The sequence below is a fragment of the Saccharothrix luteola genome (assembly GCF_020859565.1).
In the GTDB taxonomy this organism is placed as follows: Bacteria; Actinomycetota; Actinomycetes; order Mycobacteriales; family Pseudonocardiaceae; genus Actinosynnema; species Actinosynnema luteola.
This window is the reverse complement of record NZ_JAJHUO010000011.1, coordinates 1-18,909: the sequence shown is the minus strand read 5'-3', so window position 1 is coordinate 18,909 and position 18,909 is coordinate 1. Positions and strand designations below refer to the sequence as shown.

Below are 18,909 nucleotides of genomic sequence, written 5' to 3'. Positions count from 1 at the left end.
ATCGTCCAGTACGATCGTCCAGTACGATCGTCCAATGACGGTTCGGGAACGGCTGCTGCGCGCGGCCGCGGAACTCATCGCCGAGAAGGGCTGGGGTGCGGTGAGCACCCGGGTGCTCGCCGAACGCGCCGGCGTCGGATCCGGCGTCGTGCACTACCACTTCGACTCCACGCAGGCCGTGCTGGTGCAGGCCGCCGTCGGCGCCCTGCGGTCCGCCGTGGACGGTCTCGCGTCGGTGCTGGAACGCGCTTCGACACCGTCGGACGCCTTGGCGCTGCTGCTGGGCGCGTTGGACGGACACGGCGGGCAGGAACTGTTCACCGAGACGTTCCTCGCCGCGACCCGCAACGACGAACTCCGCCACGCCGTCGGCGAGGTGCTGGTGGACTTCCGCCGCACGCTCGCCGCGTGGCTGGAATCGCGCGACGTGCCGACACCGGAGGCCACCGCCGCGGTGCTGGCGGCGGCCGTGGACGGCGTGCTGCTGCACCGCGCCCTGTCACCCGACCTGTCGGCGGACGTCGTCGTGCCCGTGCTGGGGAGGGTGCTGCGATGAAGGTCCTGATCAGCGGGGCCGGGATCGCCGGACTGGCGCTCGCGCACCGGTTGGGGACGCTCGGGCACGAGGTCGTCGTGCTGGAGCAGGCCGCCGGGCCCCGCACGTCCGGGTACATGATCGACTTCTTCGGGCCGGGCTACGACGCGGCCGAGCGGATGGGCGTGCTGCCGCGCCTGCTCGACCTCGGCTACCGGGTGCAGGAGGCCGCGTACGTCGACGCGCGGGGACGGCGGGTGGCGGGGCTGCGGTTCGACCGCATGGCACGGGCGGTGAACGGACGGCTGGTGAGCATCATGCGACCGGACGTCGAGCGCGCGTTCCGCGAAGACCTGCCCGCCGGCGTGACGCTGCGGTTCGGCGCCCGCGTCGTCGGCGTCGAGGACGGCCCGACCGGGGTGCACGTGCGGCTGGCCGACGGGTCCACGGCGTCCGGTGACCTGCTGGTCGGCGCGGACGGCGTGCACTCGGCGGTGCGGCGGCTCGTGTTCGGCGACGGGCACGTGCGGTACCTGGGGTTCCACACGGCGGCGTTCACGTTCGACGACCCGTCGGTGCACGAACTGGTCGCCGGGCGGTTCTGCGTCACCGACACCACGAGCCGCCAGGTCGGGTTCTACGGGTTGCGCGACGGACGGGTGGCGGCGTTCACCGTGCACCGCACGCCTGCACCCGACCTGCCCGCCGACCCGCGCGCCGAGGTCGTCCGGGTGTACGGGTCGCTGGGGTGGGTCGTGCCGCGGGCGTTGGACCGGTGCCCGGAGGACGTCTACTACGACCAGGTCGCCCAGGTGGAGCTGCCGAAGTGGTCGTCCGGGCGCGTGGTGCTGGTGGGTGACGCGTGCGGCGCGGTGTCGTTGCTGGCCGGGCAGGGCGCGTCGCTCGGGATCGGCGGGGCGTACGTACTGGCCGAGCACCTGCACGACCTCGCCGCGTACGAACGCGCGTGGCGGCCGGTCGTGGCGGCGAAGCAGCAGGTGGCACGGTCGGGCGCCCGCTGGTTCCTGCCCGCGTCGCCGTGGCGGCTGCGGGCCCGTCGGGTGGCGATGAGGCTGTCCGGCCTACCCGGCGTCGACCGGGTGGTGGCGACGACCCTGGTGGGCAAACCGGTCACCCTCGGCTGAGCCGAAAGGCCGGGACAACACCGCGACACCGCGCCTACGATCGCGACACGACGGACACCCCGGACCAGTCGCCGGTCGGGGACGGCCGCGAAGGTCGTCGGCGTGCTGTCCGCCCTGGCCATGGCCGGGCTCGTCGTCTACGGGGTCGTGGTGAGCGGCTCCTGGCGGCTGTCCGTGATCATCGCCGTGTGCGGCGCGGTGGCGGTTCTCGTCGTCGTGGGCATGGCCGTCTCGTCACGCCGAACGGGTCGAGCGGTCGGACGACGTGGACCCGGCCACCCGCGCCTGGGCCGTCGTCCACTGACCCGCCTCAGGGTCGTTGCGCTCGCAGCGCGTCCAGTTCGGCTTGCAGGCGGTCGAGTTGGGTTTCCGCGCGTTCGGCCCGGACGAGCGTCTGGGTGCGGGCTTCCTCCAGGGCGGCGAGGCGTTCGCGGGCGGCGCGTTCGGCCTGGTCGAGTTGGGCGCGGTGGGTTTCGCGCTGGTCGGTCAGCTCGGCTCGGGCGCGGTCCAGTTCGGCGCGGGCGTCGTGGGCGGACTGCTCGGCGCGTTCGGCCTTGATCCGCGCCTCGTTCGCGGCGTCGGCTTCGGCGCGTGCGGCGGCTCGGGCCTGCTCGACGCTCGTCCTGGCCTCGGCGACGGCTTGGTCGACGCGGCTCTGCGCGTCCGCTCGTGCTTGCTCGACCTGGGTCCGGGCTTCGGCGTGGACGCGGTCGACCTGGGCTTGCGCGTCGTGCCGGGCTTGGTCGACCTGGGCTTGGGCGTCCGCGCGGACCTGCTCGACTTCCCGCACCGCTTGCCGCCGTGCCTGTTCGGCGTGGGTGACCGCGTCGGCCTTCGCCTGGTCGACCTGGGTCTGGGCGTCGCGTCGGATCTCGTCCACGGCTGCCGCGGCTTCCACGCGGATGGTGGCGATCTCGTCCTCGGCCCGTTGCACGGCGGCGTCGGCTTCGGCGCGTGCGGCGTCACGTTGGGCGTAGGCGGCTTCGGCGTCCTGTTCGGCTTGTTCGGCGGCGCGCACCGCGTCCTCGGTGGTGGCTTCGGCGGCCTGTCGGGCCTGTTCGGCGTCGCGCCGCCGCCGTTCCGCCTTCGCGACGGCGGCCTCCGCCTCGGCGACCCGCCGTGCGGCCTCGGCCTCGACCGCCTGCACCTGGCTTTCGGCCACGCTCGGGTCGGCGATCGCGGACAGCTCCGCCACGGCCCCGGTCAACGTCGTCGACAGCTGCTCGGTCAACACCCGGAACCGCTCCAGCAGTTCCTCGGCCCTGATCTTGCCCGCGGTGATCCCCTGCGGGCCTTTCGTCACGGTGACGACCTCCTGCTCGCCCTGCGCCGCCTGCGCGAGCCGCTGCCGTTCCCGCCACGCCCGCCACCGGGTGTGTTCCGGCAGGTCGCAGTACTCGGCAGGCCGCCCCGGCCCGGTACCCCGGAACACCGGTCGCGTGCAGCCGGGGTAGTTGCAGGTCAGCGCGGAGGTCTCCGTCGTCGTCACCGCAATAGCGTAGCACTATTCCGTTTGAGCAAACGTTATAGGTCGCAACGCAACGCTACTAACGGAGAAATCCTGGCTTCCGATAAGTGAACCTTATCGGAAGCCAGGATTTCGGACCGTTGTCACCGTCCACCCCGGCTCAGCCGGCGATGGTGCCGTCCGGACGGAGGTGGGTCACCACGTCGACCACCGCGGCGGTGGCGCGGGCCATCTCGGCCTCGCTGATCACCAACGGCGGCGCCATGACCAGCATCGAGCCGTAGGGGCGGGCGATGACGCCGTGCCGCTTGCGGATCTCGAAGGCCACCTGCTCGACCGGTCCCCACGCCATCGGCTCGCGGGTGGTGCGGTCGGCCACGAGCTCCAGACCCGCCAGCGACCCCACGATCCGCAGGTCGCCGACCGCGGGCAGGTCGACCACGGGCGCCAGGCCGGTGCGGGCCCAGTCGGCGATCATGCCCGCCTTGGACAGCAGGTTCTCGCGCTCGATGATGTCGATCGTCGCCAAGCCGACCGCGCAGGCCACCGGGTGGCCCTGGTAGGTGTAGCCGTGGAAGAAGCCGCCGGTGCTCAGCAGCGTCTCCGACACCTCGTCCGACATGACCGTCGCACCCAGCGGCACGTACCCGCCGGCGATGCCCTTGGCCAACGTGATCATGTCGGCCTGCATGCCCCGCCCCGGCGAGTCGAACCACGAGCCGATGCGGCCGTACCCGGTGACCACCTCGTCGGCGATCAGCAGGATGCCGTGCCGCGTCAGCAGCTCCCGCACCCGCGGCCAGTAGTCCGCGGGCGGTTCGAGCACGCCGCCGGCCGCCATCACCGGCTCCCCGATCATCGCGGCCACGTTGGTCGGGCCGAGGCGCTGGATCGTCTGCTCCAGCTCGTCGATCAGGAAGTCGGTGGTGTCCCGGCCGCCGTAGAGCTCCGCTGCCCGGTAGGGGTGGGGCGGCGACACGTGTTCGACGTGCGGCAGGTTCGGCCCCACCCCGATGTGCACGGGCGGGAAGCCGGTGGCCGAGCCGCTGCCGTAGGCGGTCCCGTGGAACGAGTAGTGGCGCGAGATGATCCACGTGCGGTCCGTGTCGCCCCGCCGGTGGTGGTAGAGCCGTGCGGCCTTGATCGCCGTCTCCACCGCCTCCGAGCCGCCGCTGGTGAAGAACACCCGGTTGAGGCCCTCGGGTGCCAGGTTCGCGATGCGGGACGCGAGCCTGATCGCCTTGTCGTTGGTGAACTCCAGCAGGCTGGTGAAGTACTCGATCTCGCCCATCTGCTGGGCGGCGACCTCACCGAGCTCGCGGCGCCCGTGGCCGAGGTGCGAGTGCCACACGCCGCCGCCCGCGGCGTCCAGCATCTCGTTGCCCTTGGCGTCCCAGACGGTGCAGCCCTGGCCGCGGACGATCACCACCCGGTCGGTGATGTCGCCTCGCTGCATGGAGCGGAACAGGTGCCTGCGGTCGAGATCTTCCAGTTCGGTCGCCACGTCGGTCAACGTCGGGACCTCGGGGGTAATGGTCAACACTCCTCCTCAACTCCGGTCGGCGGATGCCGAGTCACGCCGTGGCGAATGCCTGGCCCTCGGTCAGCGGCGCCTTGCCCAGCACGAGGTCCGCGGCCTTCTCGCCGATCGCGATGGCCGACGCGTTGGGGGCGCCGCGGCCGACGGTCGGCATGACCGACACGTCGGCCACGCGAAGGCCCTCGACGCCGATCACCTTCAGCTCGGCGTCGACGACCTTGCCGATGGCGCAGGTGCCGGAGCCGTGGAAGATGGAGTGGGTGTAGCCGCGGACGTACGCGCGCACGTCGGCTTCGGAGTCGGACTCCGGGGCGTGGTACCAGTCCTTGGTGAACCGGGCCAGGGCCTTCTGCCGCGCGATCTCCATGCCGATCCGCGTCGCCGCCACGGCCGTGACGAGGTCGTCCTCGGTCTGGTAGTAGTTGTGCTGGATCTTGGGTTTCGTGGTGGGGTTGCTGGAGTCCAGCGTCACCGCGCCCCTGGCCTGTTGCGTCAGCAGCACGGGCCCGTAGGTGATGGCGTGCCCGGTGGGCAGGCCGAGACCGCTGTCGGCGAACATCATGGGACCGGAGAAGAACACCGCGTCCGGGGCGGCGAGGCCGGAGCGGGTGCGGACGTAGCCGCCCGCTTCGGGGCCGTTGGAGGTCATCGGCCCGGTGCCCTCCTCCTCGAACTGCTTGACGTACTGCGGCTGCTCGGCGATCAGGGTGCTGACCGGCTCGTCGTGGGCGAAGATCAGCGGGACCAGCGGGTGGTCCTGGAGGTTGGCCCCGACCTGGTCGTTGGCGTGCACGACCGGGATGCCGAGCAGCCCGAGGTGGTCGGCGGGCCCGATGCCGGAGTGCATCAGCAGGAACGGCGAGTTGTACGTGCCGGCCGAGAGGATCACCTCGCGGTTGGCGTGGACGGTGAGGTTCTCGTCGTACCGGCGGCCGGCGACACCCACCGCGCGGCCGTTCTCGATGACGATGCGGTGCACCTGGAAGTTCGTCTGCACGGTCAGGTTCGGCCGGTCCATGGCCGGGTGCAGGTAGGCGACCGCGGTCGAGCACCGGCGGCCGTTGCGCTGGGTGAGCTGGAAGTAGCCGAAGCCGTCCTGCGACTCGCCGTTGAAGTCGTCGTTCGACGCGAACCCGGCTTGGGCCGCGGACTCGAGGAACGCCTCGGACTGGGTGTTCTTGCTGCGCCCGTCCGACACGCTCATCGGGCCGCCGGCGCCGTGGTAGTACGAGGCGCCGCGCTCGTTGTCCTCGGAGCGCTTGAAGTACGGCAGCAGTTCGTCGTAGCTCCAGCCGGGCTGGCCCCAGCCGTCGTAGTCGAGCTTGTTGCCGCGCAGGTACAGCATGGCGTTGATCGAGCTGGTGCCGCCCAGGACCTTGCCGCGGGGCAGGAAGATGCGCCGCCGGTTGAGCTGGGGCTCCTCGTGCGAGTCGTAGTCCCAGTCCACTGAGGTCCGGAACAGGTCGCCGAAGGCTACGGGGACGTGGATGGTCTCCAGGTCGTCCGTGGGACCGGCCTCGATCAGGCAGACGGTGACATCGGGGTCTTCGGACAGCCGGGCGGCGAGCACGCAGCCCGCCGACCCCGCTCCGACAATCACGTAATCGTACATCCGGTCCTCCTGATATCCGCCTTGCGGCGGCTTGGGTGTGCGAGGGTCGTCCAGGCGCGGTGATCCTCGGAGAGTTCGGCCCGGCTCACGTCCGAACGGCCGATGTGGACGTACCTGCTTGCGCGGTCACGCCCTAGCGCAACCGCTCCAGGGAAGAAGGAGCGGAGTCGAGCGCGGGGGTGCGCGGTGTGCGCAGCACCCGCAGCACCATCGCGGGTTTCATCAACGCCTGCGGTGGGTCAACCAGGCCCGCCACGCGCAGGAACGCCTCCGAGAGCCCGGGGTCGTGCGTCGCGGCCACTTGGAGGCGGGCCATGAAGGCGTTGCTCATGCGGACTTTCAGCGTGCGCTTGCCCGCCACTCCGGGGAACGCGAGGTCGCCGCCGGCCGCGATCTCCCACGGCACGTCGACGACGGACTTGATGTCGCCGAAGTACTTCAGCGGGTTCGGCGCCCGGCCCGCCGACAGGTGCTCGGCGAGCACCAGCGCCTGGAGCGCGGCCACCGCCATGCCCTGCCCGTAGACGGGGTTGAACGAGCACACCGCGTCGCCGAGGACGAGGAAGCCCTCGGGGAAGCGCTCCATCCGCTCGTAGCGGCGGCGCTGGCTCGCCGGGAACTGGAACATCACGGGGTCGCTGAGGGGTTCGGCGTCCCGGATCGCGTCGTAGATGTCGGGCACAGGCAGGGACTTCGCGAAGGCGAGCATCCCGGCCGGGTCGGTCGGCGGGTGGTCGCCGAGGGTGCCGGTCAGGGACAGCAGGCCGAGGTCCCCGCCGAGGGTGTGCAGGAACGCGCCGCGCGGGTGCTTCGGGGTGGCGACCGGGTTGATGGACATATCGCCGCGCAGCGGGTCGGTGTGCCAGCGGTACTTCCGGCTGGTGTAGGCCAGTCCGACCTTCACGCGGTCCTCGGGCACGCGCGGGTAGCCCATCGATTCCAGCCACGCCGGCGCGCGTGAGCCGCGGCCGGTCGCATCGACGACGAGGTCGGCGTCGATCTGCTCGGCCTCGGCGCCGGGTTGGCGGCGCTGCACGCGTGCCGCGCGGACGACGCCGCCTTCGGCGACCAGGCCGACGACGTCGTGGCCTTCGCGGAAGGAGACGTTCGGGATCGCCTCGACGCGTTGCCGCACGTGGTGTTCGAGGACCGGGCGGGCGATGCCGACGAGTCGCAGGCCGGTCGGCGCGGCCTTGATGCGGTAGCCGTTGAAGGACCACCGGACGTCGCCGCAGAGGTCGCCGACGGGGATGCCGTCGTCGACGAGGCCGGCGAGGAAGCCGGGGAACAGCTCTTCCAGGATTTCCTGGCCCCTGGCGAGGAGGCCGTGGGCGTGGCGTCCCTGCGGCACACCGCGCCGAGGGTCTCGCACGTCGGACAGCTCGTCGCGGTCGACGATGACGACGTTCTCGTACGCGTCGGACAAGACTCTCGCGGCGAGCATGCCCGCGATGCTTCCGCCCAGCACGACCGCGCGACCACCGATGTAGTTGCCCATGTGGACATCGCTCCTCGTCAGGGGGCGGGACGACAACATGCTCACAGTGGGGGCGTGACCTGCGCATCTTCGACGTTGCGGAGGCCGGACCCGGAGAAGAGGGCAATTCGAGAGATGCGTCCGGTTCGTCCCCGAGGCCAGGATGGTCGTCGACCGTCGCCTGTCCGTCGATGGCGGACTCACGATGCGCCTATGCGGGGTCTTATCGAGGAGGACAGGGTGACCATCGTGCAAACACCTACTCACACCGAACTGGTCCAACGCGCCACCGACCTGGTTCCGTTGCTGCGCAAGCATTCCCGGTGGTCCGAGGAGAACCGCAGGCTGCACGACGACGTCATCGCGGGGCTCGAGGAGGCGGAGTTCTTCAAGCTGCGCAGGCCGGTCCGCCTCGGCGGGTTCGAGTCGCCGGCGCGGACCTTGGTCGCCGTCTCCACCGAGCTCGCCCGCGGTGACGCCGCGGTGGCCTGGAATGCCCAGGTGTGGTGGATTCCTCTCTGGATGGTCGGTTTGTTCCCCGACCACGTCCAGGACGAGGTGTTCGCCACCGAGAACGTGCGGGTGTGCGGGACGCTCAGCCCGAGCGGCATGCTGACGCCCGTCGACGGCGGCTACCGGGTCAACGGCCAGTGGAGCTTCATCAGCGGCGCGCTGCACAGCCACTGGCAGGAGCTGATCGCGCTGGCGCCGACGCCGGACGGCGGTATGCAGCCGATGCTGGCGCTGGTCCCGATGCGGGACGTGCGGATCATCGACGACTGGAAGACTTCGGGACTTCGCGGTACCGGCAGCGTGTCGACCGCGGTCGAGGACGTCTTCGTGCCCGCGGACCGGGTGCTCCCGCTGTCGGCGGCCGTGACGCTCGAGCACGCCTCCGTGGCGAACGCCTCGTCGCCGGTGTGGAAGGCCCCGTTGAACGCGGTGGCCGCCGCGTCGACGGTGGGTGTCCTGATCGGTCTGGCGCGTGCGGCGATCGAGGTGTTCCTGGACCGCTTGCCCGGCCGCCGCATCACCTATTCCGACTACGAGAGCATGCGAGAGGCCCCGATCACCCACCTGCAGCTGGCGAAGGCCGTGCTGAAGGCCGACCAGGCGGAGTTCCACGCCCGGCGGGTGGCGGACCTCGTCGATTCCAAGGGCGCCGGCGGCGAGCCGTGGACGATGGAGGAGCGCGCGCAGTGCCGTGTGGACGTCAGCGCGGCGTGCGACCTCGCCACCGAAGCGGTCGACGTGCTGTCCCGCGCGGGTGGCGGCTCGTCGATCTACGACGAGGTCCCGGTGCAGAAGATCGCGCGCGACATCCACGCGGTGGGCCTGCACGCCCTGGTCTACCCGCCGACCGCCTACGAGCTGTACGGCCGGATCCTCAGCGGCCTCGAGCCCAACACCCTGTACGTCTGATCCGCCGGGGTGAGCCGATGTTCGGCCGGGTGTCCCCGCCTCGCGTCCGTCAGGTCGCCTGACCAGTCCCACCTCTACGCAGAAAGGCACAGCTATGACGGAGAAGGCATCGTTACTGGTCGCCCAGGCCAAGCAGTGGGCGACCAACTACGGCGACTACACGCTCGGTGAGGAGGGGACGGCGCTCACGGTGGCGCTGCGCTTCCGCGGCGCGTGGGACTCGAACGACCCCGCGGCCGTGGCCGAGGTCTTCGCCGAGGACGGCGTGATGGTCATCGGCGACCTGGCGCTGGCCGGCCCGAAGGACATCGCCGCGTACCTGGAGGAGGTGTTCGCCGGCGGTTACAAGGGCAGCACGCTGGTCGAGCAGCCGGTCGAGGTGCGCATCATCGCGCCCGGTGTCGGGTTGGCGGTGCTGGAGGGCGGCGTGCTGCTGCCCGGTGAGACGGAGGTCGCGCCGGAGCGGGTGATGCGCTCCACGTACGTGGCGGTGCGCCGGAACGACGAGTGGAAGCTGCTCAACCAGCAGACGAGCCCGATGCGGGGCTGATGCCGGACCGCGACCGCGCTGTCCCCCTCGGTGGGGGCGGCGCGGTTTCGCTTGTGTGGGGACGGTGCGTCTCCGCCGGCACTGGCGCGGTGTCGCTCGTGCAGCGGGCCACGCGGTTTCGCTTGTGCGGTTTTCGTTGGTGCGGGACGGTTCGCCGACCACCTCGGGGGTCCGGGTGGTCCCGCGGCACGCAAAACGCGTCGCCGACCACCTTCCGGTGGCCGGCGACGCGTCGGGAAGCAGGACGTGGGATCAGGCGGTCAGTTCCGCCACCGCCTTCTTCCACTTGGCCTGGTCGCGCACCTCGCGGGGACCGTTGATCTCCGCGAAGCGCACGACACCCGATGTGTCCACCAGGAACGTGCCGCGCATCGCGATCCCGGCTTCCTCGATGAGGACGCCGTACTTCCTGGCGACCTCGCCGTGTGGCCAGAAGTCCGACAGCAGGGGGAAGTCGTACCCCTGCTGCTCGGCCCACGCCTTCAGCGCGAACGGTGTGTCGGTGGAGACACCGATCACCTGCACGTCGTTGTTGGCGTACTCGCCGATGTCATCCCTGACCCGGCACATCTCGTCCTGGCAGATCGTGCTGAACGCGAACGGGTAGAAGACCAGGAGCACGTTCTTCTCCCGCCACAGCGACGACGCCGTCACCACTTCGCGGTTGTGGTCGCTCAGGGTGAAATCGGGCGCCGGCGAACCGACCTCGACCGCCATGGCTCACCTCTCGTCGTGCGGGTCGTCAGCCCTTGAGGGGGCTGCTCTGGTGGGAGAACAGCTTCAGGCCGCCGTCGGCCTGCTTGACGATCACCCAGGTGACGCGCACGGCGCGCTCCGGTGCGGTCGTCGACTCGCCGGCGAGCTGGATGCCGCCCTCGCTGATCACCATCGCGGTGGTGTCACTGAGGAACTTGATCTCCAGTGGGCCACCGCGGACCCGGGCTCCCTTGAGACCACCGCGGAAGCCCTCCGCCATGTACTGGCGGATCTCCTCACGACTGGTGAGCTGGGTGTCCTGCATCAGCAGGCTCCCGTTCTCGGCGAACGTGTCCGCGAACATGTCGGCGTCGTTGCGCTCCCAGGCCTCCTGGATGCGCATCGGCACGGTCAGCACCGCCTTCTCGTCCTCGGCGGTGAAGCCCCGGTAGTAGGACGTGTCCTCGTTGATCCCCGCCTCGGCGAGGAGCTGTGAGGCGTTGCCCCACCCCTTGGTCGCTGTGGGCATTTCTGGCACTCCTTGGTTCGCTCCGAACTACCGGCTGGTTACCAGCGCAGGGTCGCGCCGTCGCCCCGAGGGCTGTTCTGGTAGCCCGCGAGCCGCCACTCGCCATCCTGCTTCACGCACACCCACGTCGACCGCACCGCGAGCTCGGGCGCGATCTCGGTCTCGCCGGGGGCGAGGATGCCGCCGTGCGTGCGCAGCAGCGCGACGTCGTCGGAGACGAAGCGGACGTCGACCGGGTTGCCGGTGACGCCGGTGCCCTTGAACGGGCCCGAGTAGGCCGCCTGCATGAAGGCGCGGATTTCCTCGCGCCCCTTCTTCAACACGTCGCCCGGCAGGATGAGGATGCCGTCCTCGGTGAAGGTGTCCGCCACGCCGGCGGCGTCGTTCTTCGCCCACGCGCCGACGAGGCGCAGCGGAACACCGAGGACTTCCTTCTCCTTCTCGCTGGTGAACGGACCGTAGTACGAGTTCAGCATCGCCTCGCGATCGACGACACTCGATGCCGTGCTGGTCATCGGTGACTCCTTGTTGCTAGGTGGACGGCGGAAGGAACAGGTCCCGAACTGGGGCGGGACCTGCCGCCCACGAGGGTGGAAAGAGCGACACGCCGCTGGTTCACGACCGTCCGTGCCAGTTCGGCAGCCGCCCTGTCAATCATCTCCGCATCCTTGTGGACTGCCATCTCCACGCTTGCGCAGACCTCAACCTTGCTTCAGCTTGCGGCGGAATTCCCGCAGGTCCCCGATGAACAGGTCGGGTTCCTCCATCGCGGCGAAGTTGCCGCCGCGGTCATATTCGTTCCAGTGCACGATGGTGGCGAACTCGCGCTCGGCGAACCGGCGCACCGGGACGAACGGGGGCTCCGGGAACACCGCCACGCCGACGGGCACCGACAGCGGGAAGTACCGGCCCGCGTTGGGCCCGATGGGCAGGAAGTCGAAGCTCTCGTAGTAGAACTGGGCGGACGAGCCGCCGGTCCCGGTGAGCCAGTAGATCGTGACGATGTCGAGGATGCGGTCGCGGTCGACGGCGTCCTCGGGTGCGGTGGTGGTGTCCGCCCAGTCCATGTACTTCTCGACGATCCACGCGAGCTGCCCGACGGCGGAGTCGGTGATGCTGTAGGCGACCGTGTGGGGTCGCGTCGCCTGCAGCTTCATCGACCCGGACAGGATGTCGACGAACCGCTGGGAGCGCGCCATCCGGCGGCGGTCCTCGTCGGTCAGCCCCTCCAGGTCGGCGGGGTCGTCGCTCGGTGCGGTCACGAGGGTGTTCACGTGCACTCCGAGCACGTGCTCGGAGTCCTGCAGGCCCTGCACCAGGGCGACGCCGGAACCGAAGTCCGCGCCCTGCGCGATGTACTGCTCGTAGCCCAGCTCGCTCATCAGCTGCGCCCACGCGGCGCCGACGCGCTGCGTGTTCCAGCCCGCCTCGGCGGGGCCGGAGAAGCCGAAGCCCGGCATCGAGGGGATGACGAGGTGGAAGGCGTCGGCGGGGTCGCCGCCGTGCGCGCGCGGGTCGGTGAGGGGGCCGAGGACGTCGACGAACTCCACGACCGAGCCGGGCCAGCCGTGCGTGATGATCATCGGCACGGCGTCGGGCTCGGGCGAGCGGACGTGCAGGAAGTGGATGTTCGCCCCGTCGATCGTGGTGGTGAACATCGGGGTGGAGTTCAAGCGCTCCTCGATGCGCCGCCAGTCGTACTGGGTGCGCCAGTACTCGGCGAGGTCTTTGAGGTAGTCCACGGGGACACCGCGGTCCCAGCCCGCCTCGGGCAGCCCGACCGGCCACCGGGTGTTGGCGATCCTGGCTTTCAGGTCGTCGAGGGCACTCTGCGGTACATCGATCCGAAACGGCTTCATACCTGCTCCACAGCGGTTCGTTGTCGACGGGTCGATCACAGGTAGGGAGTGTTGGGTTCCAAACCGCACAGGACGCGGCCGTACAGCTCGATGTTGGTCCCGGGGTGGGTCAGCGCGTGGATGGAGACCGCGTGCACGTCGCGCTGGACGCGCGTGATCGGCACCTCGCGGAAGATCGACGAGCCGCCGCTCGCCATCGCGATGATGTCGACGGCCTGCTTGCAGAGCTGGGCCACCCGGCCGAGCTGCACGCGAGAGCGCACGCGCTCCTGCTGCGTCCACTCCTCGTTGGTGCGCATCTTCTCGGTGATGAGGTCGGCGAACAGGTGCGCGCGGGTCTCGGCTTCCTCGATCAGCAACGCCGCCTCGCCGACCTGGAGGTGGGTGACCGGGGCCTCGCGCTGGCTGGTGTAGTCCGTGTAGGTGATCGAGCGGCCGTCGAGGCGGTCGAGGAAGGTCTCGAGGACGTACTTCGCGGAGCCGATCAGCTGGCCGGCGGTGGCGGCCGTGGAGGTGACGAGCATGGGCACCTGGTAGCCGGGCTTCACCTTGTTCGTCTCGGACTTGCACTGGTCGGTGAAGAAGTCCATGGTCGCGATGACCCGCTCGGCGGGCACGAACACGTTCTCGGCGACGGTGGTGACGCTGCCCGAGCCCGGCAGGCCGTTGGTGTGCCAGTCGTCGACGATGCGGAAGTCCGGCACCGGGATGAGGGCGGTGACCGGGCCGCTGCCGTCGTCGGCCATGGCGGCGGTGATCTTCCAGTGGCTGTGCAGGACGGCGCTGTTGAAGCGCCAGCTGCCGTTGAACAGCCAGCCGCCGTCGACCCGGGCCGCCGTGCCGCCCAGGGCGAGGGTGCCGCACACGCGGGCGTTGGGGTTGGCGCCGAAGACCTCTTCCTGGACCGAGTCGGGCCACAGGCCGGCCATCCAGTTCAGCAGGGCCCACACCGAGACGCAGAACGCGGCGGAGTTGTCGCCCTTGGCCAGTTCGGCGTGGACGTCGACCAGGCTGCGGGCGTCGCTCTCGTAGCCGCCGTACTGGGTGGGGAGCTGCATCTTCAGCAGGCCCGAGTCCTCCAGGGCGGCGATGACGTCGTCGGGGAGCCGACGGTTCTCGTCGATCCACAGCGATCGCTCTCGCAGCAGTGGCACGACGTCGGCCGCCCGCTTGACGAGTTCGACGCGCGACGGCGTCTTGGTCTGCAACACCATGTCCTCCCGAGTGCCTCGGCCCGACCAGCCGGTGACGCATAGGAGCATGTGCCGCAAGGGGTCTATAATGCATCTCCCAAATTGCGGGGATCGTTGGTCACGCCACGGAGACGTCGATCCCGGAGACGGCGGCCAGCAGTGCGCGTCCGGCGGCCTCGTCACCGCTCAGGACGACCTGTCCCGCGGTGATCGCCGAGGCCACGTCCACTTCGCCGGCCATCAGCGCGCCCAGGGTGTTGCTGTCGGTGTGGACGGTGGCGTCCAGCGGACCGGTCGCCTGGCCGCGGGTGACGCGTACGGCGTCACGAACCGTGACGGTGAAGGCGTCCTGGCCGAGGTGGACCTCGAAGACGCCGCCGGCGGGCCCTGCGGAGGCGGGGTCGAGCGCGCCGAGCACCGACAGCATGAGCGAGTCCGCGCGCAGCTCGCCCTCGGGCCGCAGCACGGGCGACCGCGCGCCCCACATGCCCAGCGCTATGACGATGGGCTCCAGCTCGGCGCCCCACTCGGTCAGCTCGTAGACCCGCGAGCCCGCCGGCGGGGGCAGCGTCCGCTTGCGGACCACGCCCGCCGCCAGGAGGGCGTTGAGGCGGGTCGTCAGGACGTTGGGTCCCGCGCCGGTGAGGCCGGTCTGGATGTCGGTGAACCGCTTCGGACCCAGCAGCAGGTCACGGACGATCAGCAGCGCCCACCGCTCACCCAGCACGTCCAACGCGTGCGCGACACCACACCGGTCACCGTACCTGCGCCTGGTTGCCACACGGCCGAGTGTACCCCGTTCACTCCTGAGTGGGAGTGTAGCTACTCCTTATTTAGGAGTAGCTGCTACTGTGTCCCCGTCCACGCCTCGCCGGCGTGCGCCAGTCGAAGAAAGCCGAACCACAGGAGTGCTCATGAAGCTGCCGCCGATCGTCTCCGCGCGGGAGTGGGAAGCAGCTCGGGAGGAGCTGCTCGTCGAAGAGAAGAAGATGACCCGCGCGCTGGACGCCCTCGCCGCGCGCAGGCGTCGGATGCCGATGGTGGAGTTCGACACGGACTACGTCTTCGAAGGCGTCGACGGGAAGAAGAACCTCGTCGAGCTGTTCGACGGGCGCCGCCAGCTCATCGTCTACCACTTCATGATGGAGCCGGGTTCGGACCACCGCTGCCCCGGCTGCTCGGCCACCGCCGACAGCACTCCCCACCTGGCCCACCTGCACGCCCGCGACACCACGTACGTGCAGACCTCGCCGGCGCCGGTGTCGCAGTTCGAGCCCTACCGCGTGCGCATGGGCTGGGACATCCCCTGGTACTCGACCATGGGCAGCGGCTTCGACGCCGCCTGCGGCGTGCACGGCGGCGCGGGCCTGAGCGTCTTCCTGCGCACCGACGACGACCGCGTGTTCCGCACCTACTTCACTGCGGCCCGGGGTATCGACAACCTCCGCAACGACCTCGTCCTGCTGGACCTGACGCCCTACGGGCGGCAGGAGACCTGGGAGGACTCGCCCGAGGGCTGGCCGCAGACGCCCCCCTACCAGTGGTGGCGGCTCCACGACCAGTACGACGCCTGACCGCAGTACCTGAGAAACGGAGTTCCGATGACGCGGACCGCGTCTTACCACAGCCGGGAGTTACGCCATGAGGTCTGATTCAGCCGCAACGCAGCGCCCGGCCCGCCCGGGCTGGACGCTGGCGCTCGTCGCGGTGGCCGCCTTCCTCACGTCGCTGGACGTGATGGTGGTGGTGACGGCCATCCCGACGATCCGGCAGGACCTGAACGCCAGCCTCGCCGATCTCGAGTGGACCATCAACGCCTACAACCTGGCGTTCGGCTGTCTGATGCTGACCGGTGCGGCCCTGGGCGACCGGTACGGCCGGATGAGGGTCTACGTGATCGGCCTGGCGGTGTTCACCATCGCCTCGGCGATGGCCGCCGTGGCGCCGACGGTCGGCATCCTGATCGTCGCCCGCGTCCTGCAGGGCGTGGCGGCGGGCATCGCGATCCCGGTGAGCCTGACGCTGCTGTCCGACGCCTACCCGCCGGAGAAGCGGGGCATGGCGATGGGCATCTGGGGCAGTGTCTCGGGTCTGGCCGTCGCGGCCGGTCCCGTGGTCGGCGGTCTCATCACCGAGGGCCTGTCCTGGCACTGGATCTTCTGGCTGAATGTGCCGTTCGGCATCGCCGCCACCGTGCTGTCCGCGGTGCTGCTGCGGGAGAGCTACGGCCCGCGTCCCAAGCTGGACCTCGTCGGCCTGGCGCTGGCGTCGGTCGGTTTGTTCGGGCTGGTGTGGGCCGCGGTCCGGCAGCCCGCCCTGGGCTGGGGCAACGCCGAGGTGCTCCTGTCGATCATCATCGGCCTGGCGCTGCTCGTCGCGTTCGTGTTCTGGGAGAAGCGCGTCGAGCACCCGCTGCTGCCGATGGAGTACTTCCGCATCCGCGGTTTCACCATCGCCAACGTCTCGGCGTTCTTCCAGCACTTCGCCCTGATCGGCGCGCTGTTCATGCTGGGGCAGATGTTCCAGGAGGGCCTGGGCAACGGCCCGATGGGCACCGGTCTGCGGCTGCTCGCGTGGACGGCCATGCCGCTGCTGGTCGCCCCGATCGCGGGTGGGTTCGCCGACAAGCTGGGCAACCGGCCGTTCATGGTCGGCGGCTTGCTGCTGCAGGGTGTCGGCCTCGCGTGGATCGCCGCGGTGGCGGCGCCGGACACCGGGTACGGCGCGTTCATCGTGCCGCTGATCCTCGGCGGTATCGGCATCGCGATGTGCCTGCCGACGACGATCAACCTGGTGTTCGCGTCCGTGCCGCAGAACGACGTCGGTGTCGCGTCGGGCGTGAACAGCTCGGTGCGCGAGATCGGCGGCGTGTTCGGTGTCGTGGTCCTCGGCGCGGCCTTCGCCACCTACGGCGGCTACGGTGATCCGTCCACGGCCATGGACGGCTTCCAGGCCGCCTTCGTGGTCGGCGCGATCGCCTCGGTGGTCGGCATGATCGCCGCGGTGTTCGCCCCGGGCAAGAACCCCGCCGGCCAGTCCGCCACGCCGGCGGCCGAGCCCGTCGGCGTGGAGACCGCCAAGTAAGAACGACGGTGCGTGCGGTGGTTCCGCGGTCGCGCGGAACCACCGCATTCCCGAAGAAGCTTCCGCTCGGAGTCCTGGGGAGACTGTGCTTCCGATCGCGACGGACTGCGGAGGCGCGGCATGGCGACGAGGGATTCCCTGTACATCGGAGGGGAATGGGTCCGGTCCGGCGGGGGCACGGCGGCGGTGGTCTCCCCCGCCACCGGTGAACCGGTCGGCGCCGCACCCGTGTCAACGGCGTCCGATGTGGACGCCGCGGTCGCCGCGGCGCGGCGCGCGCTGCGCTCCCCGGAGTGGGGTGGCATCACCCCCGAGGAGCGGGCCGAACTTCTCTTGCGCTTCGCGGACGAGCTGGAGAAGAACGCCCACGACCGCGCGGCGTTGACCAGCGCGCAGAACGGTCTCCCGATCACCGTGGCCACGATGGCCGAGGGTTTCGCCCCGGTCGCCATCGTGCGCTACCACGCCGGTCTGGCCGCGACGACGCCCGTGGAGGACCGCCGACCCCGGGTCGACGGCGAGGGCGAGACCGTGGTGCGGCGCGAGCCGATCGGCGTCGTGGCCGTCGTCGTCCCGTGGAACTTCCCCCAGCCCCTGGCCATGTTCAAGGTCGCCGCCGCGTTGGCGGCGGGCTGCGCCGTGGTCCTCAAACCCGCCGAGCAGACACCGCTGGGCGCCTTGGAACTGGCGGCCGCCGCGGAGCGCGCCGGCCTGGCGGGCGCGCTGAACGTCGTCACCGGCGGCGCCGACATCGGCCGCCACCTCGTCGCACACCCCGGGGTGGACCGCGTGGCGTTCACCGGTTCGACACCCGTGGGCCGCGAGGTGGGCGAGGTGTGCGGGCGGCTGCTGCGCCGGGTGTCCCTCGCGCTGAGCAGCCGTTCGGCGGCCCTCGTCCTGGACGACGCCGACATCGCGTCGGTCGGCCGGTCGCTGGGCGGCTCGATCTTCATGACCAACGGCTACACCTGCTACGCCGGCACCCGCGTGCTGGTCCCGGCGCGTCACCACGACGAGCTGGTGGAGGCCCTGGCGGGGGTGGCGTCGTCGTTGAAGATCGGCGACCCCGCGGACCCGACGACCCAGATGGGCCCGATGGTGTCGCAGGCCCACCGCGCCCGCGTGGAGTCCTTCGTGTCCGCGGGCCGGGCGTCCGGCGCGACCCTGGCGGCCGGCGGCGACCGCCCCGACCTGGACGGCGGCTGGTACGTCAGCCCCGCGGTGTTCGGTGACGTGGAGGGCTCGTCGCCGATCGCCCGCGAGGAGATCCTGGGCCCGGTCCTGACCGTGACCCCGTACCGCTCGTTGGAGGAGGCGGTGGCGATCGCGGAGGACTCGGAGTACGGGCTCAGCGGCACCGTCTGGACCTCCGACGTGGACCGGGGCCTGGAGGTGGCGCGGACCGTCCGAACGGGAGCGATGGGCGTCAACTTCGTCGACCTGGACCTGGGCGCGCCGTTCGGCGGGCTGTCCGCCAGCGGCCTCGGCTACGACCTGGGCCCGGAGGGCTTCGCGTCCTACTCGACCTTCAAGTCGATCTTCCTGCCCCGCCGCTGAGCCGGTCCGATCGGGACGGTCCCGTCGTGCGCGCCGCGCACGGCGGGACACCCGGTGATCAGGCCGTGTCGGGGAAGTCGCCCAGCAGGCCGTCGGGGACCTCCAGCAGCCGGGTCAGGGCGTCGGTGTGCCCGGCCAGGCGGCGGCAGATGCCGTTGGCCCGTTCGGGCAGGTCGAGCACCTGCTCGGCCGTGAGCAGCCCCTTGGCGAGGTACCAGCCGGCGTGGGGGGCCCCCCGCGCC

18 protein-coding genes are annotated in these 18,909 nt (G+C 70.7%); 7 read left to right on the top strand and 11 right to left on the bottom strand.

Annotated elements, in window-relative coordinates; translation table 11 throughout:
• The first annotated feature begins 34 nt into the window (after positions 1 to 34).
• Positions 35 to 556 carry a TetR/AcrR family transcriptional regulator gene (locus tag LNK82_RS16680; protein ID WP_230567904.1) on the top strand — a complete coding sequence of 174 codons (522 nt, stop codon included), beginning with the start codon at positions 35 to 37 and terminating at the stop codon, positions 554 to 556.
• Positions 553 to 1,680 (top strand): FAD-dependent monooxygenase, encoded by a 1,128-nt coding sequence (locus LNK82_RS16675; protein WP_230567903.1) that lies wholly within the window; start codon positions 553 to 555, stop codon positions 1,678 to 1,680. Before LNK82_RS16680 ends, LNK82_RS16675 begins: the two co-directional genes overlap by 4 nt.
• A gap of 310 nt (positions 1,681 to 1,990) precedes the next feature.
• On the opposite strand, the gene LNK82_RS16670 is transcribed toward LNK82_RS16675, so the two are convergent.
• From LNK82_RS16670 to LNK82_RS16655, 4 genes are all read right to left on the bottom strand, one after another.
• Positions 1,991 to 3,169, bottom strand: a complete 1,179-nt coding sequence (locus LNK82_RS16670; protein ID WP_230567902.1) for a coiled-coil domain-containing protein — start codon at positions 3,167 to 3,169, stop codon at positions 1,991 to 1,993.
• 139 nt (positions 3,170 to 3,308) lie between these two features.
• Positions 3,309 to 4,688 carry an aminotransferase family protein gene (locus tag LNK82_RS16665; RefSeq protein WP_230567901.1) on the bottom strand — a complete coding sequence of 460 codons (1,380 nt, stop codon included), beginning with the start codon at positions 4,686 to 4,688 and terminating at the stop codon, positions 3,309 to 3,311.
• 34 nt (positions 4,689 to 4,722) lie between these two features.
• Entirely contained in the window at positions 4,723 to 6,300 is a 1,578-nt protein-coding gene (locus LNK82_RS16660) for a GMC family oxidoreductase (protein ID WP_230567900.1), read from the bottom strand.
• Between the two features lie 133 nt (positions 6,301 to 6,433).
• Positions 6,434 to 7,798 carry an FAD-dependent oxidoreductase gene (locus tag LNK82_RS16655; protein WP_230567899.1) on the bottom strand — a complete coding sequence of 455 codons (1,365 nt, stop codon included), beginning with the start codon at positions 7,796 to 7,798 and terminating at the stop codon, positions 6,434 to 6,436.
• Between the two features lie 219 nt (positions 7,799 to 8,017).
• On the opposite strand from LNK82_RS16655, the gene LNK82_RS16650 reads away from it, so the two are divergent.
• Together LNK82_RS16650 and LNK82_RS16645 are read left to right on the top strand one after the other, a co-directional pair.
• On the top strand, positions 8,018 to 9,199 hold the full coding sequence (locus LNK82_RS16650) for an acyl-CoA dehydrogenase family protein (RefSeq protein WP_372470505.1): 1,182 nt from the start codon (positions 8,018 to 8,020) through the stop codon (positions 9,197 to 9,199).
• 94 nt (positions 9,200 to 9,293) lie between these two features.
• Positions 9,294 to 9,749, top strand: coding sequence for an SgcJ/EcaC family oxidoreductase (locus tag LNK82_RS16645; protein ID WP_230567898.1), 456 nt, complete (start codon positions 9,294 to 9,296; stop codon positions 9,747 to 9,749).
• Between the two features lie 252 nt (positions 9,750 to 10,001).
• Here the strand turns inward: LNK82_RS16645 and LNK82_RS16640 are convergent, their stop codons facing one another.
• The 6 genes from LNK82_RS16640 to LNK82_RS16615 all read right to left on the bottom strand — a co-directional run bounded on the left by LNK82_RS16640 (position 10,002) and on the right by LNK82_RS16615 (position 14,807).
• Positions 10,002 to 10,466 carry a peroxiredoxin gene (locus tag LNK82_RS16640; protein ID WP_230567897.1) on the bottom strand — a complete coding sequence of 155 codons (465 nt, stop codon included), beginning with the start codon at positions 10,464 to 10,466 and terminating at the stop codon, positions 10,002 to 10,004.
• 25 nt (positions 10,467 to 10,491) lie between these two features.
• Complete coding sequence (locus LNK82_RS16635) at positions 10,492 to 10,974, bottom strand: SgcJ/EcaC family oxidoreductase (RefSeq protein ID WP_230567896.1); 483 nt, start codon at positions 10,972 to 10,974, stop codon at positions 10,492 to 10,494.
• 38 nt (positions 10,975 to 11,012) lie between these two features.
• On the bottom strand, positions 11,013 to 11,489 hold the full coding sequence (locus LNK82_RS16630; protein WP_230567895.1) for an SgcJ/EcaC family oxidoreductase: 477 nt from the start codon (positions 11,487 to 11,489) through the stop codon (positions 11,013 to 11,015).
• A gap of 186 nt (positions 11,490 to 11,675) precedes the next feature.
• Positions 11,676 to 12,833, bottom strand: a complete 1,158-nt coding sequence (locus LNK82_RS16625; RefSeq protein ID WP_230567894.1) for an epoxide hydrolase family protein — start codon at positions 12,831 to 12,833, stop codon at positions 11,676 to 11,678.
• Between the two features lie 35 nt (positions 12,834 to 12,868).
• Positions 12,869 to 14,047 (bottom strand): acyl-CoA dehydrogenase family protein, encoded by a 1,179-nt coding sequence (locus tag LNK82_RS16620; protein ID WP_230567893.1) that lies wholly within the window; start codon positions 14,045 to 14,047, stop codon positions 12,869 to 12,871.
• Between the two features lie 97 nt (positions 14,048 to 14,144).
• On the bottom strand, positions 14,145 to 14,807 hold the full coding sequence (locus LNK82_RS16615) for a winged helix-turn-helix transcriptional regulator (RefSeq protein ID WP_230567892.1): 663 nt from the start codon (positions 14,805 to 14,807) through the stop codon (positions 14,145 to 14,147).
• Positions 14,808 to 14,940: 133 nt separating this feature from the next.
• On the opposite strand from LNK82_RS16615, the gene LNK82_RS16610 reads away from it, so the two are divergent.
• From LNK82_RS16610 to LNK82_RS16600, 3 genes are all read left to right on the top strand, one after another.
• Positions 14,941 to 15,600, top strand: coding sequence for a DUF899 domain-containing protein (locus LNK82_RS16610; protein WP_230567891.1), 660 nt, complete (start codon positions 14,941 to 14,943; stop codon positions 15,598 to 15,600).
• A 67-nt stretch (positions 15,601 to 15,667) separates the two neighbouring features.
• Positions 15,668 to 17,110 carry a DHA2 family efflux MFS transporter permease subunit gene (locus LNK82_RS16605; protein WP_230567890.1) on the top strand — a complete coding sequence of 481 codons (1,443 nt, stop codon included), beginning with the start codon at positions 15,668 to 15,670 and terminating at the stop codon, positions 17,108 to 17,110.
• A gap of 120 nt (positions 17,111 to 17,230) precedes the next feature.
• Positions 17,231 to 18,667, top strand: a complete 1,437-nt coding sequence (locus tag LNK82_RS16600; protein WP_230567889.1) for an aldehyde dehydrogenase family protein — start codon at positions 17,231 to 17,233, stop codon at positions 18,665 to 18,667.
• 58 nt (positions 18,668 to 18,725) lie between these two features.
• On the opposite strand, the gene LNK82_RS16595 is transcribed toward LNK82_RS16600, so the two are convergent.
• The coding region (locus LNK82_RS16595) for a hypothetical protein (RefSeq protein WP_230567888.1) at positions 18,726 to 18,909 on the bottom strand (184 nt) is incomplete at its 5' end.

What these genes read in the sequence shown, in the direction of transcription:
- LNK82_RS16680 (WP_230567904.1), top strand. Translation starts at nt 35, where the DNA reads ATGACGGTTCGGGAACGGCTGCTGCGCGCGGCCGCGGAACTCATCGCC.
- LNK82_RS16675 (WP_230567903.1), top strand. Translation starts at nt 553, where the DNA reads ATGAAGGTCCTGATCAGCGGGGCCGGGATCGCCGGACTGGCGCTCGCG.
- LNK82_RS16660 (WP_230567900.1), bottom strand. Translation starts at nt 6,300, where the DNA reads ATGTACGATTACGTGATTGTCGGAGCGGGGTCGGCGGGCTGCGTGCTC.
- LNK82_RS16655 (WP_230567899.1), bottom strand. Translation starts at nt 7,798, where the DNA reads ATGGGCAACTACATCGGTGGTCGCGCGGTCGTGCTGGGCGGAAGCATC.
- LNK82_RS16645 (WP_230567898.1), top strand. Translation starts at nt 9,294, where the DNA reads ATGACGGAGAAGGCATCGTTACTGGTCGCCCAGGCCAAGCAGTGGGCG.
- LNK82_RS16640 (WP_230567897.1), bottom strand. Translation starts at nt 10,466, where the DNA reads ATGGCGGTCGAGGTCGGTTCGCCGGCGCCCGATTTCACCCTGAGCGAC.
- LNK82_RS16635 (WP_230567896.1), bottom strand. Translation starts at nt 10,974, where the DNA reads ATGCCCACAGCGACCAAGGGGTGGGGCAACGCCTCACAGCTCCTCGCC.
- LNK82_RS16630 (WP_230567895.1), bottom strand. Translation starts at nt 11,489, where the DNA reads ATGACCAGCACGGCATCGAGTGTCGTCGATCGCGAGGCGATGCTGAAC.
- LNK82_RS16625 (WP_230567894.1), bottom strand. Translation starts at nt 12,833, where the DNA reads ATGAAGCCGTTTCGGATCGATGTACCGCAGAGTGCCCTCGACGACCTG.
- LNK82_RS16620 (WP_230567893.1), bottom strand. Translation starts at nt 14,047, where the DNA reads ATGGTGTTGCAGACCAAGACGCCGTCGCGCGTCGAACTCGTCAAGCGG.
- LNK82_RS16610 (WP_230567891.1), top strand. Translation starts at nt 14,941, where the DNA reads ATGAAGCTGCCGCCGATCGTCTCCGCGCGGGAGTGGGAAGCAGCTCGG.
- LNK82_RS16605 (WP_230567890.1), top strand. Translation starts at nt 15,668, where the DNA reads ATGAGGTCTGATTCAGCCGCAACGCAGCGCCCGGCCCGCCCGGGCTGG.
- LNK82_RS16600 (WP_230567889.1), top strand. Translation starts at nt 17,231, where the DNA reads ATGGCGACGAGGGATTCCCTGTACATCGGAGGGGAATGGGTCCGGTCC.